Source organism: Acinetobacter sp. SCLZS86 (assembly GCF_021560715.1).
In the GTDB taxonomy this organism is placed as follows: domain Bacteria; phylum Pseudomonadota; class Gammaproteobacteria; order Pseudomonadales; family Moraxellaceae; genus Acinetobacter; species Acinetobacter towneri_A.
This window is the reverse complement of record NZ_CP090864.1, coordinates 2,910,238-2,927,361: the sequence shown is the minus strand read 5'-3', so window position 1 is coordinate 2,927,361 and position 17,124 is coordinate 2,910,238. Positions and strand designations below refer to the sequence as shown.

14 protein-coding genes, 1 tRNA gene and 3 pseudogenes are annotated in these 17,124 nt (G+C 43.3%); 5 read left to right on the top strand and 13 right to left on the bottom strand.

Annotated features, from left to right (window positions below; translation table 11 throughout):
* Positions 1-11: 11 nt before the first annotated feature.
* The 8 genes and pseudogenes from glmU to LZP46_RS14020 all read right to left on the bottom strand — a co-directional run.
* Positions 12-1,376 carry a bifunctional UDP-N-acetylglucosamine diphosphorylase/glucosamine-1-phosphate N-acetyltransferase GlmU gene (gene glmU / locus LZP46_RS14055; RefSeq protein ID WP_236094162.1) on the bottom strand — a complete coding sequence of 455 codons (1,365 nt, stop codon included), beginning with the start codon at positions 1,374-1,376 and terminating at the stop codon, positions 12-14.
* Between the two features lie 18 nt (positions 1,377-1,394).
* On the bottom strand, positions 1,395-1,916 hold the full coding sequence (locus tag LZP46_RS14050; RefSeq protein ID WP_236094161.1) for a phosphatidylglycerophosphatase A family protein: 522 nt from the start codon (positions 1,914-1,916) through the stop codon (positions 1,395-1,397).
* Positions 1,882-2,811, bottom strand: coding sequence for a thiamine-phosphate kinase (thiL, locus tag LZP46_RS14045; RefSeq protein ID WP_236094160.1), 930 nt, complete (start codon positions 2,809-2,811; stop codon positions 1,882-1,884). The genes LZP46_RS14050 and thiL overlap by 35 nt, the downstream gene beginning before the upstream one ends.
* 25 nt (positions 2,812-2,836) lie before the next feature.
* The gene (gene nusB / locus LZP46_RS14040; RefSeq protein ID WP_004974349.1) at positions 2,837-3,286 is read right to left on the bottom strand and encodes a transcription antitermination factor NusB; all 450 of its coding nucleotides are present in this window, start codon (positions 3,284-3,286) and stop codon (positions 2,837-2,839) included.
* 4 nt (positions 3,287-3,290) lie between these two features.
* Positions 3,291-3,761, bottom strand: coding sequence for a 6,7-dimethyl-8-ribityllumazine synthase (ribH, locus tag LZP46_RS14035; protein WP_004974350.1), 471 nt, complete (start codon positions 3,759-3,761; stop codon positions 3,291-3,293).
* A gap of 11 nt (positions 3,762-3,772) precedes the next feature.
* On the bottom strand, positions 3,773-4,894 hold the full coding sequence (gene ribBA, locus LZP46_RS14030; RefSeq protein ID WP_236094159.1) for a bifunctional 3,4-dihydroxy-2-butanone-4-phosphate synthase/GTP cyclohydrolase II: 1,122 nt from the start codon (positions 4,892-4,894) through the stop codon (positions 3,773-3,775).
* A 377-nt stretch (positions 4,895-5,271) separates the two neighbouring features.
* Positions 5,272-6,462: pseudogene (locus LZP46_RS14025) on the bottom strand (HlyD family efflux transporter periplasmic adaptor subunit).
* Positions 6,459-6,896 (bottom strand): annotated as a pseudogene (locus LZP46_RS14020) (ATP-binding cassette domain-containing protein); the annotation flags it as partial. The pseudogenes LZP46_RS14020 and LZP46_RS14025, both read right to left, overlap by 4 nt.
* Before the next feature lie 336 nt (positions 6,897-7,232).
* Here LZP46_RS14020 and LZP46_RS14015 point away from each other — a divergent pair.
* A complete protein-coding gene (locus LZP46_RS14015; protein WP_004974358.1) occupies positions 7,233-7,883 on the top strand; it encodes a response regulator in 651 nt (216 codons plus the stop codon).
* A gap of 857 nt (positions 7,884-8,740) precedes the next feature.
* Here the strand turns inward: LZP46_RS14015 and LZP46_RS14010 are convergent.
* Positions 8,741-8,831 (bottom strand) — tRNA-Ser (locus tag LZP46_RS14010).
* A 119-nt stretch (positions 8,832-8,950) separates the two neighbouring features.
* On the opposite strand from LZP46_RS14010, the gene LZP46_RS14005 reads away from it, so the two are divergent.
* The gene (locus LZP46_RS14005; protein WP_236094158.1) at positions 8,951-10,831 is read left to right on the top strand and encodes a potassium transporter Kup; all 1,881 of its coding nucleotides are present in this window, start codon (positions 8,951-8,953) and stop codon (positions 10,829-10,831) included.
* A gap of 83 nt (positions 10,832-10,914) precedes the next feature.
* On the opposite strand, the gene LZP46_RS14000 is transcribed toward LZP46_RS14005, so the two are convergent.
* Positions 10,915-11,520: a hypothetical protein gene (locus LZP46_RS14000; protein WP_004974369.1), complete on the bottom strand. Its 606-nt coding sequence runs from the start codon at positions 11,518-11,520 to the stop codon at positions 10,915-10,917.
* Positions 11,521-11,864: 344 nt separating this feature from the next.
* Here LZP46_RS14000 and LZP46_RS13995 point away from each other — a divergent pair, with 344 nt between their 5' ends.
* A complete protein-coding gene (locus tag LZP46_RS13995) occupies positions 11,865-12,941 on the top strand; it encodes a DNA/RNA non-specific endonuclease (RefSeq protein WP_236094157.1) in 1,077 nt (358 codons plus the stop codon).
* A 49-nt stretch (positions 12,942-12,990) separates the two neighbouring features.
* Positions 12,991-13,236 carry a hypothetical protein gene (locus LZP46_RS13990; RefSeq protein ID WP_004974374.1) on the top strand — a complete coding sequence of 82 codons (246 nt, stop codon included), beginning with the start codon at positions 12,991-12,993 and terminating at the stop codon, positions 13,234-13,236.
* A 152-nt stretch (positions 13,237-13,388) separates the two neighbouring features.
* Here LZP46_RS13990 and aqpZ read toward each other — a convergent pair.
* Together aqpZ and LZP46_RS13980 are read right to left on the bottom strand one after the other, a co-directional pair.
* Positions 13,389-14,039, bottom strand: a pseudogene (aqpZ, locus tag LZP46_RS13985) (aquaporin Z).
* A 153-nt stretch (positions 14,040-14,192) separates the two neighbouring features.
* Positions 14,193-15,194 carry an AraC family transcriptional regulator gene (locus LZP46_RS13980; RefSeq protein ID WP_178318874.1) on the bottom strand — a complete coding sequence of 334 codons (1,002 nt, stop codon included), beginning with the start codon at positions 15,192-15,194 and terminating at the stop codon, positions 14,193-14,195.
* Positions 15,195-15,321: 127 nt separating this feature from the next.
* Between LZP46_RS13980 and LZP46_RS13975 the strand changes: the two genes are divergently transcribed.
* A complete protein-coding gene (locus LZP46_RS13975; protein WP_178318873.1) occupies positions 15,322-15,936 on the top strand; it encodes a sterol desaturase family protein in 615 nt (204 codons plus the stop codon).
* A 352-nt stretch (positions 15,937-16,288) separates the two neighbouring features.
* On the opposite strand, the gene hisF is transcribed toward LZP46_RS13975, so the two are convergent.
* Positions 16,289-17,047: an imidazole glycerol phosphate synthase subunit HisF gene (hisF, locus tag LZP46_RS13970; RefSeq protein ID WP_236094156.1), complete on the bottom strand. Its 759-nt coding sequence runs from the start codon at positions 17,045-17,047 to the stop codon at positions 16,289-16,291.
* Positions 17,048-17,124: the final 77 nt, after the last annotated feature.

Below are 17,124 nucleotides of genomic sequence, written 5' to 3'. Positions count from 1 at the left end.
GGAACTTCCTCTTATTTTTTCAATTTTTGTGGACGTTGATAATTTTCTTTAGTGAACTGTTTAGAACGTTCCACAGCTAAACACTGTTCTGCAACATCACGGGTAATGGTCGAACCTGCCCCTACCGTTGCACCATTGGCAATGGTGACAGGTGCAACCAATGAACTATTTGAACCAATAAAGACTTGGTCACCAATAATGGTTTTAAATTTATTGGCACCATCATAATTGCAAGTAATTGTACCTGCACCAATATTGCTGCCTGCACCCACTTCGGCATCCCCTAAGTAGGTAAAGTGGTTGGCTTTGGAGCCTAAACCAATTTGACTGTTTTTCACTTCAACAAAGTTGCCAATATGCACTTCATTGGCCAATACTGCACCCGGGCGTAAACGTGAGAATGGGCCAATTTGTGCATCTTCGCCCACAACCGCTTGGTCAAATACGCTATACGGTTGAACTTTAGTGCCCGCAGCAATTTTGGTGTTTTTGAGGATACAACCTGCACCAATTTCTACGCCATCACCTAGTTCACAATCGCCTTCAATAATCACGTTAATGTCAATGCGAACGTCTTTGCCTACAGTGAGATTACCACGTAAATCAAAACGGGTTGGGTCAATTAAATGCACACCTTGTTGCATGAGTTGCTTGGCTTGGAAGTTCTGGAATTCACGTTCTAAGGCAGCCAATTGCACACGGTCATTCACGCCTTCTACTTCAAAAGCCAGTGCGGGTTCTACAGATGCAACTTCTAAACCATCGGCAATGGCCATCGCCACAATATCGGTCAGGTAATATTCACCCTGCGCATTGTTATTGCTCAGTTTTGGCACCCATTCATGTAATTTGGCATTGCTGACGCAGTAAATACCCGTGTTGATTTCTTGAATTTGACGCTGTGCTTCAGATGCATCTTTATGTTCAACAATCGCTTGAATTTTACCGTTTTCACGCACAATACGACCATAACCCGTAGCATCGGCAAGGGTGAGTGTCACCAATCCAATTTGGGTTTCACGTGAAACATCGAGCAGCTTTTGTAAAGTTTGCTCTGTAATGCAAGGTACATCTCCCGATAAAATTAGCGATACACCTTCACGTGGTAAAACAGGCAAAGTCACTTTGACTGCGTGACCTGTACCCAGCTGTTCAGCCTGTTCGACCCACTGTACCTGTTCATGCGCAAACGCATTTTGAACCAAAGCACCGCCATGACCGTAAATGGTAATTATATGATCTGCTTGTAATTTTTTTGCGGTATCAATCACGTGACCCAAGAGTGGGCGTCCTGCAAGAGGTTGTAATACTTTTGGTAAATTTGAACGCATGCGCGTGCCTTTACCTGCTGCAAGAATAATCACGGTGGTAGACATGTTGAATCCTAGTGATGGCTAAACCAAAGTAAAAGATAAATAAATATAAATACATAATGCGGCCCAAAGACCCGCAATAATATCGTCCAGCATGATGCCAAAACCACCCTCGACCCGACGGTCAATCACACGTATTGGCCAAGGTTTCCACACATCAAATAGTCGGAATAGGGCAAAACCCACAATTACCCAGACCCAGCTGATTTGATTGATAAAAATCAGGGGTAAAAAGGTAATCGATTGTCCTGCAAATTCATCCCAAACAATACGACCATCATCATGTACGCCCATAACCTGTGCAGTACGTCCACAGATATATATGCCAACGAGGGACATGATGGCAATGGCAAAAAGGCTTGGAATGAAACCAAGCGCGAACCAAATGGGAATGAACAGTAGGGCAAAGGCCGAACCAAAGGTACCGGGAGCTTTGGGTAGTAGACCTGAACCGAAGCCAACACCACAGCATACAATCAGTCGGTCAGTCCAAGACATGGCTTTGAAATTAATCGTGGGTTTTTGCAAAGTGTTGGTATCCATGAAAATGAAGTGAACGATCTACGCCATTCTGTTCAAAGCTTAAGCGGTTTTGATTGTTAATTTTGCCAATAATATGAATAGGGGTATTCAGCGGTTTTTGCAAAAGCTGCTGATAATTTTGTGGGCTTATTGTAAAGCATAACTCATAGTCATCGCCACCTGCCAAGGCATATTGCCACTGCTTTTGTTGTGGTAATTCGGTTAATGCAGCATCTATAGGCAGTTGGCTGAGTTCAATACAAGCACCGACCTGAGAGGCTTTGAGAATATGCCCTAAATCTTGAGCTAAGCCATCTGAAACATCAATCATGCTTGAAGCCAGACCTTTGAGCTGTCGTCCAAGTTGGCAGCGTGGTGTTGGATAGTCCAAACGCTGTTTTAAAGGGTGTTCAAGATGGTCTAAACCAAAAGCAGCATCACCAACTTGTCCGCTGACGCAAATATAATCGTCGACTTGCGCGCCTGAACGTGGAATGGCTTGTCCGTGTTCAATCCAGCCTAAGGCAGTAACGGAAATGGTGAGATGCGGGCTTTGTGTGGTATCTCCACCGATTAAACTTACCCCAAATTGATCGCAACAATCATGCAAACCCTGACTAAACCCTTTGAGCCAATCATGATCAATTTGGGGTAGGCTCAATGCCAGTAAAATACTATGTGGGGTGGCACCCATGGCGGCAATGTCAGATAAATTGACCGCAACCGATTTCCAACCAATCGCATGTGGGTTGGTATCGAGGGGGAAATGTCGTCCAGCGACTAAAGTGTCGGCACAAATGACCAATTGCTGTTGCGGCGGAGGAGTGAGCAGAGCTGAGTCATCACCGACACCTAAATCGACTGCATCTGGACGCGGTCTGTTGAAATAGGTCTCAATAATGGAAAACTCAGCCATACAACAATCGACTCAATATTTTGAATTAGTTACTTTGTTGCTTTTCTGCTGCACGTAAGCTGTTGGCAAGACGGTCTAATACACCATTGATGTATTTGTGGCTGTCTGCACCGCCAAAGTGTTTTGCCAATTCAATCGCTTCATCCAATACCACACGATATGGAATTTCTAGATGTTGTTCTAACTCATACGCACCTAAACGTAAGGTAGCCAGTTCAACACCATCTAGGGCTTGAATATCACGATCAAGAACAGGCACCAGTAATGCATCCAATGCTTCATGATTGGCAACCACTTGAGTCAACAATTCATGATAATAGCCGAGATCCACTTTGTGCATGGCATTTTCCACACGGGTGCGTGCTTCAATTTCATGTACTGGATTGTGGCTCATCTGCCATTCATAAATACCTTGCACAGCAAAACGACGTGCTTTACGTTTTGCTGCATAAGTTGCTTGAAGTGTTTGCGACATAGCGTTAAATAGCCTTTAACAAGTTAACCATTTCAATTGCAGTTAAGGCAGCTTCACTTCCTTTATTACCTGCTTTTGTTCCAGAGCGTTCAATCGCTTGTTCAATACTATCCGTAGTCAATACACCGTTAATCACAGGTAAGCCTGTATCTAAACCCACCACGCCTAAACCTTTGGCACATTCGCCTGCAACAAAATCAAAATGTGGTGTGCTACCGCGTATTACTGCGCCGAGTGCAATAATCGCGTCATAACCATTCGATGCAGCTAATTTCTTAGCCACAACAGGAAGTTCCCAAGCGCCTGGTGCATGAACAACGGTGATATTATCCTCTGATACGCCATGACGTTTCAATGTGTCAATTGCGCCATCAAGCAAATGCTCAACCACAAAACTATTAAAACGACCGACTAAAATCGCATAACGGCCTTCGCTAGCGAGATGTAATAAACCTTCAATACGGCGAATTGCCATAGCAACCTCGATTATTTCTCTGATGTTGGATCTGCGGTGACGTATTCCACCACTTCTAAGTTAAAGCCTGATAAAGCATTGAAACGTAATGGTGAGCTGAGTAGCTTCATTTTTTCAACACCTAAATCACGTAAAATTTGTGCACCGACGCCAATGGTTTGATACTGCTGTGACAATGCAGCATTGGCTTTGCCCTGTTTCGGGGTTTTAAGGCTGTCTAGGGCAGGGCCCAAGTCTTGCAATTGAGCTTGACCAATCCAGACCAAAACACCACGTTCACTGTTGGCAATTTCTTTTAAAGCACGGTCTAAATTCCACGTTGCCGAAGCATCTTCTTTTTTAAGCTTGAGTAAATCACGGGTTGGATTAAAACCATGCACACGTACTGTAGTAACGCCTTCTTTTGGTTCGCCCTTGACCAATGCTAAGTGAATGTCTGGGTTGCCCAGTTCACGGTAGCGATATAAGTCAAAAGTACCATATTCAGTGTCGATGCTTTGCTGATCCAAACGCTCTACAGTTTGCTCATTGGTCATGCGATAGTGGATCAAATCGGCAATAGTGCCAATTTTTAGTCCATGTTTTTCAGCAAAAACTTCTAAATCAGGACGACGTGCCATGCTGCCGTCTTCATTGATGATTTCACAAATCACCGACGCAGGCTCTAAACCTGCCAAACGGGCAAGATCACAACCTGCTTCGGTATGTCCTGCACGGTGCAATACACCACCTGGCTGTGCCATGAGTGGGAAAATATGCCCAGGCTGAACAATATCGGCAGGCTTGGCATGTGCAGCGACCGCAGTTTGAATGGTATGCGCACGTTCTGCGGGAGAAATACCGGTCGTAATGCCTTCAGCAGCTTCAATGGATAAGGTAAAGTTTGTGCCATGTTGCGCACCGTTGGCATCGACCATTAAAGGTAGGTTCAATTGCTGGCAACGGTCACGACTTAAGGTCAGACACACAAGACCACGTGCATGCGTAATCATGAAGTTGATATCTTCAGGGCGAACGTGAGTCGCGGCAATGACTAAATCGCCTTCATTTTCACGGTCTTCATCATCCATGAGGATGACCATTTTTCCTGCACGGATATCTGCTACGAGCTCTTCAACAGTATTGAGCGGCATCTACCTTCACCTTCTGATTTGTCTGGAACGACATTTTACTGACATAGACGCATAGTCTAACGCTTTTTGCCCTGTTTTGCCTATGCTTATCATTTGCATTGCGTGACTTATGGTTATACACAGTGCAGCAAGGCTTGCAAAGGGGCGTAAATTGTTATTTTACTGTTTGGTGTAGATTATTTAGGCAGTTGGAGTGCGGTAGGAATTAGAAAAACCAGCAACTGAGCGCATCCAGTAAATCAAGCCTTTAGGGTGAGTGTCGTCACTAGATGCTGTTCCAAATAATAGGATGCTCACTTTAGACAGGATGTGACCAATCCTGTCTAAAGCGCTGTTGCTGTTAGGGTAAAATAAAATTTTGATAAAGTCAGATTGTTTTAACGCTCACTTAAGGCTTCTTTGGCTTTGTTAAATGGCTTGATGAGATAATCCAATACCGTTTTTTCTCCAGTTTTAATATCTACAGTCGCGACCATACCTGGGGTGATGTTAAAATTTTGACCTGCTTTATTGCTTAGTTGGTCTGAATCGGTACGAATATAGACCCGATAATAAAATTGATCTTGTTTGACTTCATCTCGCAAGGTATCGGGCGAAATTACGGTTACTTTGCCTTTTAAGCCGCCATAAATTGAATAATCATAGGCGCTAATTTTCACCAAAGCGTCTTGATCAGGGCGAATAAATGCAATGTCACGTGGCAAAATTCGTGCTTCGACCAGCAGTTGTTCATCCAGCGGTACAATGGTCATCAGCTTGCCATTTTGCGGAACGACACCACCCAAAGTCATCACATCAATTTCTTTGACAATGCCATGTACAGGTGATTTAAACAGCGTGCGGCTCAAGCTATCTGACTTGCCTTTCACCACTTGTGCCTGAGTTTCAATGTCGGTATTGGCTTTGGCCAGTTCTTCACGTGATTTCACATAATACTGATTGCGCACATCACTCATTTGATTGCGTAAATTATTGGCTTCACGTTTTAAACGCAGTACTTCTACCTCGCTGGCTGCACCTTTGGCAACCAACGGTTCGGTCATGGCCAGTTCTTACTCTACCAGTGTCAGTGCTTGTTTTAGTCCAGACAACGATTCTTCTAAATTGGCGCGGCGTGAGCGATATAGTGCTGTTTCTTCATTGACCAGTTGGGGCTCTTTTAATACTTCGGCAGGGAAGGACAAGGCTGTACCATTTACTTCTGCGCGCAGGCGTGCAGCTGTGACCTGTGCTGCGAGCAATAATGATGTGGACTCACCAACATTCGAGGCAAAATGCGTTGGGTCGAGTTGTGCTAAAACTTGACCTTGCTTGACAATTTCACCTTCACGAACGTGCAGCTGAGTTAAAATACCACCTTCCAAAGATTGCACAATTTGCTCTTTAGATGAAGGAATGACCTTGCCTGTACCCGTCGTGACTTCCTCAAGTTTAAACACCCATGCCCAAACCAGTAAGACCAGCAAACCAATACAAATCAGCCAGATAAAAACACTGGATTTAGGTAATTCAGGTTCAAGATCGGTCAGTTTCATCGCACGCTGAGGGTTAAGTTCTTTTTCGCTCATGCTTTTACTCCCGACGCAGGGCTGGTTTTTATCTGAGATTGGCTTAAGACTTGATCACGTGGCCCATCCATGACAATTTTTCCATCATTCATGACAATAATTCGATCTACCAATTCCAAAACCGCCCGACGATGGGTCGCAATCACCAAAGTACGTTGTCCCAGCCAGCCTTTTAAATGCTCAATCAATTGTTTTTCGGAAATATCATCAATTGCAGCGGTAGGTTCATCCAGCAGCAAAATATTCGGTTGGCGAATTAATAAGCGTGCAAGTAATAAGGCTTGACGTTGCCCACCTGAAAAGCCAATGCCACCTTCTAAAATGACATGATCCAGTCCTTCTTTTTTGTCTTGCACAAACTGGAGCGCCCCTGTGATTTTAAGCGCATGTAACAGATCATCATCACTGGCCAAAGGCGCACCCGCCTTAGGGTTTATCACTGAAATTAATATTTTTTAAAAGGTAGGTTTGTTGCTCTATCGAATAGCTTTTTGAAAGTCTTTATTTGAATTTATCTTATCCGCTGCAATATGAATTGATTATGGCTGTGGATAATTTTTTGAAACGTGTGCATAACTATTGGATTCAATGTAGTTAGACCATCGTCTTGTTGTATATTCGAGACGTGTTGACAGGGGATGTCATAAACAATACACACTTTTCTGTGATTTCTTGCACAATAAATGCAAAAAAGTCATATCTTGCATATCCTTCATTGTCTTTGTGTGGTTAGAATAGAAGAACTGTGCACAAGATCTCTCACGTCTGTTATGAATATATTAATCGTTGATGATCATCCGCTGTTTCGCCATGCCTTAATTCAGGCGGTTCGTTATAGCTTACCGCAAGCTCAAATTCATGAAACTGCTGCAGTCAATGAATTGTACGAGCGTTTGGAAAATGGACCTGAGCCTGATCTTGTTTTATTGGACTTGAATTTACCAGGGGCATCGGGCTTTTCTGCATTGGTGCATGTGCGTGCGCAATATCCATCTATCCCAATTATTGTGGTGTCCGCTCACGAAGAAGCATCGATTATTCAACGTTCAATTGCGCATGGGGCGATGGGTTATATCCCAAAATCGGCACATCCGAGCCATATTGGCGAAGCAATTCGTCAAGTTTTAGAAGGTGAGATTTGGTTGCCGCCAAACTTGGCTGCGAATGTTAACTTTGACCCTCGCGCTGCAGATGAAACAGCTTTGGCTGAACGTATTCAGTCTTTAACACCACAGCAATTCCGTGTATTGATGATGGTGGCAGAAGGTTTGTTGAATAAGCAAATTGCCTATGAATTAGATGTTTCTGAAGCGACGATTAAAGCGCATGTGACCGCAATTTTCCGTAAATTGGGTGTGCAAAATCGTACTCAGGCGGTATTGGCAATCAATGCGTTAAATATTGAAGAAAAGAAAATGTAAGATGTGACTGATCTGTAAAAGATGAGTTTAAAACCGCTGTGTTGATCTGGAAGATTGAGCAGTGGTTTTTTTATTGGGTGTTTGGCTGATTATGACCTTTTTAAAAAGCTAATTCGCTTTAGGATGTGACATTTAGCGTTCAGGTTGTTGATGTGCTTAAAACCTAAAAGGAATATTGTCTTATTCCTTTAGCTGTATGGCATAAACATATTCAGGCTTTCATGTCGATAAAACTGACAAAAATCGACATGAGAGAGTTGTCATGTCGATGACATAAACATATTCAGGTTGTCATGTCGATAAAATGGGTAAAAATCAACATGAGCTGAATAGCATATCAGTCTAATGATAGGCGATATGCTTCTTTTGAGATTCTTAGGCTTTGATTGTATCTGTACCCATAAATCCAATAGTGTGAAGTTGTCCGCAGCGGGAAAACCCGCCACTAATAAGAAATACATAGAAGGACGAATATATTTTAATAGTAATAGATGAATGGTGATTTGAATAAATCATACCTAAGTGAGTAGGGGGCTTTCCCCTATATGGGTTCAACTTTTAGAATTCACGATAACCAAGCCCGCCAGCCGTGATATGTGCTAGATTTCGATCATAGGTAATTATTTGGCTTTCTTTTCCGATGGTTTTATTTTTCTGACTTGAGCATCTGTAAGCATTGCAATGATTCCACAGAATTGGGGGTATAATTTTGGGGGTAATTTATTATATCCCTAGTTATACCCCCAACAAGATCAAGCTTGCAATAGATAAAGTAGATTGCATTAGACATAAAAAAAGCTTAAACCCTTTAGATTTAAGCCTTTTGCACTACGGTACAGTCCCGTAGAAATCAATTTTGGCGGTGAAAGAGGGATTCGAACCCTCGATACGCTATTAACGTATACACACTTTCCAGGCGTGCTCCTTCAGCCACTCGGACACTTCACCATAGGCGGTGGATAATAACCAAAAAATTGTACAAAGCCAAGTTGAAACATTTGATTTAGAGAAAAACTTTCAGCGTAGTGCTATGATTCTCAAAAATACCGTCTAAATCGAAGACACCTATGCAAAGTACTGCAAAAAAAGCAGCCTTACCCGTCATTACCTTGGCTGCGCTTGGCGTCGTATTTGGGGATATCGGAACCAGCCCCCTGTACGCCTTCCGACAAACTTTTTTAACGGCCCATCTTGCAATTACTCAAGCCAGTGTATTGGGAATTTTATCCCTGATTTTCTGGTGCATGATGCTCACCATCAGCTTCAAATACGTCACCATCATTATGCGTGCCGATAACAATGGCGAAGGCGGGATCATGTCATTATTGGCATTGAACCTGCGTACCACTCGCATTGCCGAGGACAAAAAAATCTTTCTGATCGCACTTGGCTTTATTGGCGCATCACTTTTCTTTGGCGATGGCATTATTACCCCCGCCATTTCAGTATTGTCAGCCATTGAAGGGCTAAGTATTGCCACACCTATATTTAATCAATGGCTCGTACCGCTCTCCATTGGTATTTTGGCGGGACTGTTCATTGTGCAGCGTCATGGTACCGGCACGATGGGCAAATTTTTTGGACCACTGACTTTGCTGTGGTTTTTAGCGATTGGCGGTGCGGGGCTGCTCAGTATCATCCAAACTCCGTTTGTATTGGCCATGGTCAGTCCACATTGGGCGTTTAACTTTGTAGTAGAGCAACCTTTTGTTGCATTTCTCACTATGGGCGCCGTAATTTTGACCATGACAGGTGGCGAAGCACTCTATGCCGATATGGGACATTTTGGGCGGATGCCCATTCGCCTTGCGTGGTTTTTAATTGTCTTACCTTGTTTGTTATTGAATTACGCGGGACAAGGCGCATTACTGCTACGCAACCCTGCAGCAATTGAAAATCCGTTCTATATGTTGGTGCCTGAATGGGGCTTATATCCGATGATTGGTCTAGCCACAGCTGCAGCAGTGATCGCTTCTCAAGCGGTGATTACAGGGGTATTTTCAATGGTCAATCAGGCCATTCAATTGCGTTATTTGCCACGCCTGACTGTACGTCACACGTCCGATGTTGAACGTGGTCAAATCTATTTGCCATTCATTAACTGGGCCTTATTTATTTCGGTGCTTATCTTAATTTTATTATTTGAAAATAGTGCCAGACTTGCCAGTGCTTATGGCGTGGCAGTGACCATGACCATGCTGTGTGGCACGATTTTAATTTCAGTGCTGGCCTATGGTTTTTGGCGTTGGCCGATGTGGAAAGTTGCCCTTTTTGCAGTGCCATTTTTAACCCTAGATTTAATTTTTGTGGCTTCGACCTCGCTCAAAATTGTGTCAGGGGGATGGGTGCCAATTTTAATTGGCGCCATCATGTATACCATTTTAATGACGTGGAAAGATGGTCGTGCATTGGTTTTCAATCGTTTGGAAAAAGATGCCTTGCCGATAGACCTATTCATTCACAGTATTAGTATGGGCAATGAAACCCAATTTGTCCCTGGCGATGCGATTTTCTTGACAGGTACGCCTAACATTGTGCCACATGCCATGTTGCATAATATTAAGCACAACAAGGTCTTACATGAACGCAATATCATGGTAACGGTCATCACGCGTGATATTCCATTTGTGGCGCAGCAAGATCGGATTCAAGTCGAAAAACTGGATGATCGTTTTTATCGGATTGCCATGTATTACGGTTTTAAAGATCAGCCAAATATTCCAAATGCCTTGAAACAAGCCTATGAACAGCTTGAGTTTGAATTCGATATGATGCAAATGAGCTTCTTTATTTCGCGTGATCGAATTGTGCATACGGTGGGCGATGGCATGTCACCGTGGCGTGAAAAACTGTTTATTTCAATGCAGCGCAATACCAGTCCTGTGAGTGATTTCTATCAAATTCCAACCAACCGTGTGGTGGAATTGGGTAGTCAAATCGAAATTTAAAAACTGCTCAATAGATTTTAAAAAACCAGCATTATAAAGTGCTGGTTTTTTATTTTTAGCTCAAGATTGGTCTTAAACAGATCTTATTGTTCCGTATCACTTGGTTGTAGATGGCTTAAATCTATATCGTTTACATCTGCGCCCTGTGCCGCAGGTGCTGTGGTTTCAAGCCGTTCAGTCGTGGGCAGATTGACTGCTGCTTGTTCAGATGCAGCAGGGTTTTGTGGTGCAGCATTTAGCGCTTCTGCGGTGACATCCACATCATCGCCAGCATTTACAGGTAAATCGGCTGAAGATGACAATAATGGCGCAGAGGTGGCTTGTATGTGTTGTTCGCTCACTTGCTCTGCCTGCGCTGCGTGTTGCAGTTCGGATTCAGTCCCGACAGGCATCGTCATCGGTACATTGTCTTGAGCCAGATTGGCTTGTTCGGCTGAAATTTGGTTTGCAGGCTGTTGCGCTATATTTTCTGCTGGACTTGTTAAGTTTGTATCTGTACTCGGTACAATGCGTATCTGACCATTGGCGATTAATTCTTGTAGTGAGCCTGCTTGCCCATTAATCGTGGTGCTTATTTTGACTTTAGATAAACTTTCTAAAGTATCACCTGCTTGAATGGGTGGTTCGGCAAAGGCAGAAATGCTGATACTGCTACCAACCAAAGCACAAGCAAAAAGATGAAAACGCATGTATTTCTCCATCAAAAATCGCAAAAATAAAGTTAAAACCAATTTAAATCGTCAATGACATCCAGCTAGAGCAGCGCAATGCGCTTGGGTGTCGCTGAGCGATGTCTTTAAGGTGTATTTAGCTTGGCAGATTCGCTAAAACGGATGCAATCAAATCTACCAAACTTGATCTAGACTGATGTCAAAAGTGCTTAAAACTCAGGCTGTGTATGGCTTTTGTGGTGTTATGGCGCGGGTTTTGTTTAATTGTTAGACGAACAAGAGGTGCTTCATATACAAGCTGTGAGTGGATTGTTAAGCTCGGGCAAACTCTGCGGATTTAGAGCGAAGTCACAGTAACGGTTATGGCAAGAAAACGGCGCAATTCCAACAACATTTGGACTCAAATTTTCAATCAAAACAGCTTGAAAGTGCTACTCGGTGTAGTGGCAACAGGGAGTTTTGTGATTGCTTTTGGTCAAGAAAAAATTAGCCAGTGGACTTCACTGGTGCCGAGTTCAGGAAATAGTGCTTGCCTAACCCAGTTCTATCGAGAAACGCCGCCCTATTTGCTGAAAAATAGCCTGCAAAAAAACAGCTATCCGCTTTGTTTTAATGACTTTAATGTGATGTATTCAGGGGTATCCAAAACCCCGTTATGGGTGGCAGAAGCTTTAACACCTGCGCGATTGAGCCAACGGATTCCGCGTGAAGATAACTTTCATGAAGAACCGCGCGTCAAAGCCGAGCATCGTGCAACTTTGCAGGATTATCGTGGTTCGGGTTATGACCGTGGACACATGGCTCCGAATGCTGACATGACCAACTTAGCAGCCCAGTTTGACAGTTTTTCTTTGGCAAATATGGTTCCGCAATCCCCTAAAAATAATCAGCAGGTTTGGCGTGAACTTGAAGAAGCTACGCGTGCGGTGGTGACCAAACAAAAGCAAGATGTGTACGTGATTACTGGGCCAAGTTTTAATGCCAAACGTCTAAAAACCATTGGGCAGGGCGTTATTGTGCCGACTGCGGTGTATAAAGCCGTGTATATGCCTAAAACAGGCGCGATAGGGGCTTATTACGCGCCCAATAATGATTCGCTGCAGGTGCAAGTGGTGAGTGTCTGCTATTTAGAAGAACAGTTAGGCATCAATTTATTCCCACAATTAACTGAAGAAGAAAAGCGTAATACCTATAAATTGCCGTTAACTGCAAATGCTGTAAAAGCCAATATACCTATTGCTTATTCGCATTGGGATGCAGAAAGTCAGTGTGCGGAAGATGTATCTGCCGAGCAATTACAAGCTTTACAAAATGAATTTAAACGCTCGGGTAGTAGTCCAGCATCGGGCGCTAGCATTGATGCAGATACTCAAGATGCAATTGCGAAGCAGTTGATTGAAGCTTTATTGCAATATATTTTACAGTTGTTGAAATCTTAAACTAAGTTAACATGATGGATATTGCAACCTTCATTCTAGGGTGAATTCAATGTTTAAACCGTTTCAAAATGGGACTGAATCACATGCGATTCATGACTTAACCTTAGAAAATGATTTAGATTGCATCAATGTGTATGGCAATTTGCAAATCAGCAAAGATCAGGCAGGTTTACAGGCAGCTAAAGCACTGCAGGCATTTTTAAATGAAGTTGTTGCGACTTTGGAGCAGACCCCCAATTTGCCTGAAAAGTTAGATCGTCCTGAAGCGGGTGAAATTGAAAATCCATTTTTATAATGGATGCCATCTCAAGATATTAAATCTACTTTAATCTGCTCATCTAAGCCATTAAAAAGCCCGCTCAAACGCTTGAACGGGCTTTGTTGTTTTGTGTGTTTTTAGATAAATCCCAGACATCTTGAAAAGCTGTGGATTTAAAGTTTTGAAGATCAGTCTTCAGCTTTTGCCATAGCGCGATACAGCACCGCACCAATCACCGCACCTACAATCGGTGCAACCTAGAAAGCCCAAAGCTGGCTGAGCGCTGCAGTGTCAGCAAAGAAGGCCACACCTGTACTACGTGCAGGGTTCACCGAAGTATTGCTCACAGGAATGCTGATCGGGTGGATTAAGGTCAGTGCCAAACCAATTGCAATTGGAGCAAAACCAGCAGGTGCGCGTTTGGCGGTTGCACCCATAATCACCATCAAAAAGCCAGCAGTGAGTACCACTTCAATCAATAATACTGAACTGAGGGCATATTTTCCTGGAGATAAATCACCATAACCGTTGGTCGCGAAACCGCCTGTGCCCGCAAAACCTGCCTGACCTTGCACAATCAGGTAAAACACCAATGCGGCTAAAGTCGCACCAATAATTTGTGAAATAATATACGGTGCGAGTTCTTTGGCTTCAAAACGTCCATCTGCCCACAAACCAATACTGACTGCAGGGTTAAAGTGTCCACCTGAAATGTGCCCAAGTGCATAGGCTGCAGTTAATATGGTCAGACCTAACGCAAGGGATACCCCCACAAAACCAATGCCCAATTCAGGAAAAGCTGCAGCCAATACCGCACCACCACAACCACCAAATACCAGCTAGAATGTGCCAGCCAGTTCTGCGAAATACTTATTCAATTTGATTCTCCAGTGCTTATTTTTTGAGTTAATTAATCAAACTTCAATTAAATTTATCGCATTTTAGATCGATATTGTGATGAATTTAACACAAATTAAAGTAAAAAGAAGCAATCATGAAGCACGTTGCATCCGCCATTGTTGTGGTGTGTGCTGCGTCCATTGTTTAAACGCACGCTGAAAGGCACTTTGTTCTGAATAACCCAGCAATAGCGCAATTTCTTGCAGACTTAAATGTGGGTCTTGTAAATATTGTTCTGCCAATAAACAGCGTACTTCCTGCATGCGTTTTTGGTAGGTCGTGCCTTGCTGTTGCAAATGACGTTGCAACTGACGTACAGAAATATGTAATTGCTGAGCAATATGTTCAATTTGATACATATTTTTTTGCAGCCCCGTCAAAATGGCTTGCTGTAAACGCTGATCGGTTTGGGTGCTATTCGGTAGCTTTTCCAGTAAGGCTTGCGCCTGTTGCAACAATAAATGCTGTAAGGTTTGATCGCCCTGATGAAAAGGTTTTGCCAGTTCGGAAACAGGCAACAACACTTGGGTAATTGGCTGAGAAAAGCGCACTTTACAATGAAAATACTGCTCATACAGTGCAATATTTTTGGGTGCAGGATGATGAAAATGTACTTCGTGCAGGCAAATATCCTCAAACTGCATAAAGTGCTTCAAAAATTCCATCATCAAGGCAATGGCAATTTCATCGGTTAATTGTGTGGTCATGTGCACGGATAATTCTGACCAACGAATGGATAAGTAATCGTTTTGTGCTTCGACCTGCAATGGGCCACCATCGTAAATCAAGCGATGAAAATCGTGGTAACGCTGTAATGCTTCACCCAGATGATCACAGGACAAGGCTAAATACGCAATGATGCCTAAATGTTTGGGCTGCACGTATTTGGCAATTTCCAAACCCAAAGCAGGTTGTGGTAATTGTTCCTCCAAAGTGCTGAGCAAGTCACGCCAGAGGGCATAATCAAAACGTTCCAGATTTTGAATCTGATGTAATTTTTCTGGAATGGGCAGCTTTTTTGCTTGGTAATAGCACATCAATAAATGCCCTAAGCCACCATAGACCGAGCCCGTATATTCTTTGAATTGTTGCATGTGTTATCGGTTTATTTTTGTCGTCATTTGTCAATGATATTGATTTTTTTGGTCAAGATCTAGTCAATCTCACATGCCTATAGTGAACATCAGAGTCAAGATGTCCTGTGTTTAAGGAGAAATAGCGATGTGGAAAGGATTTCTAGCAGGTTTGGTGGTTGCCAATTGTTTTGAATGGGTGGCACATAAATATATTTTGCACGGAACGCATCGAGCAGGGCAGCGCCGTTATAGCCCTGTGCCCGAAAGCATGAAATCACACTGGGAGCATCATCGTGAAGTGCGTAAAACCAGTTTTCACGATCATGGCTATGTCGAAGGGATTCGCAACTGGCGTACCAAAAATGAAATTGTGTCTTTGGCTGTCGTGGCAACGGTGGCCAGTGGCGTGTTCTATCCTATTTCTAAGGGCATGAGTCTGGCTGCGCTATATAGTGCTGCGAATTATTATTATATTCATCGTCGTGCGCATTTAGAGCCAGAGTGGGCAGTTAAGAAAATTCCGTGGCATTATGACCATCACATGAACAGCAATCAGGATGCGAACTGGTGCGTGACCAAACCGTGGTTTGATTATATTTTAGGAACGCGAGTGATTTCTTCACAGGAACTGCAGGAACAAAACCCTTTAGGGATCACTTTGCCGCATGTTATGGCACAAGGTTTAAACCATTTGTCGGCTGCGTATTTTCCTGCCAAGTGGGTCGAGAAAAAAGTGACGGTGGCAGAACGAGTCGCCTAAACGGTATAGGTGCTCATGACGCTTTAAACTGACTGATTTGGCAAGGCTTGTCGCAAATGGTCAATATTTTTGGTGTTTTTGGTCAATATTTCTGCTGAAATGCTGAATATATTATGTGCAGTGAAATACCTAAGGGTATTTTGAGCGAATTTAATTGTTTATTGCTTTTTTTTATTTATTTTTTTTAAATTTAAAAGATATAAAAACTTCATCGCTGTGGTTTTTTGAGTTAATAGGAGTCTTCGGACTCCTTTTTTTCTGCCTGTATTTTGGGCTAAATAAAAAAGTGTAACCCGAGGATTACACTTTTGAAGCTTAAAAATTAAAGTCCAAAACAGTTTTGTTTTAGAAATTACAAACGCATTTCAATACCTTGCGCTGCCAAATATTGTTTGGCTTCTGGAATAGTGTGCTGACCAAAGTGGAAAATTGAGGCAGCCAGTACCGCATCGGCGCCGCCTTTTAAAATACCATCTGCCAAGTGCTGTAAATTCCCCACACCGCCAGATGCAATCGTCGGTACGGTGACACGGTCATTGATGGCACGCATGAGCGCCAAGTCATAGCCTGCCTTGGTACCATCGGCATCCATTGAAGTGATCAAGAGCTCACCTGCGCCATAGTCAGCCATTTTTACTGCCCATTCAATGGCATCAATACCCGTTGGTTTGCGGCCACCGTGAGTGAAAATTTCCCATTTGTTATCGCCCGTTTTTTTTGCATCAATAGCAACCACAATACATTGCGCGCCAAAACGTTGTGAGGCTTCTTGCACAAATTCAGGGTTAAAGACTGCTGCCGAGTTAATACTGACCTTGTCTGCACCTGCGTTCAGCAATAGGCGGATGTCTTCAACCTTACGCACGCCCCCACCCACGGTGAGCGGTACGAACACAGTTTCTGCCATACGCTCTACGGTACGATAGGTCGTATCACGGCCATGATGGGTAGCGGTAATGTCTAAAAAGGTGATTTCATCGGCACCTTGTTCATTATAACGACGCGCCACTTCGACAGGGTCGCCCGCATCACGAATATCAAGGAATTGCACGCCCTTGACCACGCGACCATTATCTACGTCTAGGCAAGGAATAATACGTTTCGCTAGCATAAATTTTTCCAATTATTACAGCCGATTATGAAACTCACCCACACAAGCGCTACACCTTGGCAGATGGAGCGGGTATT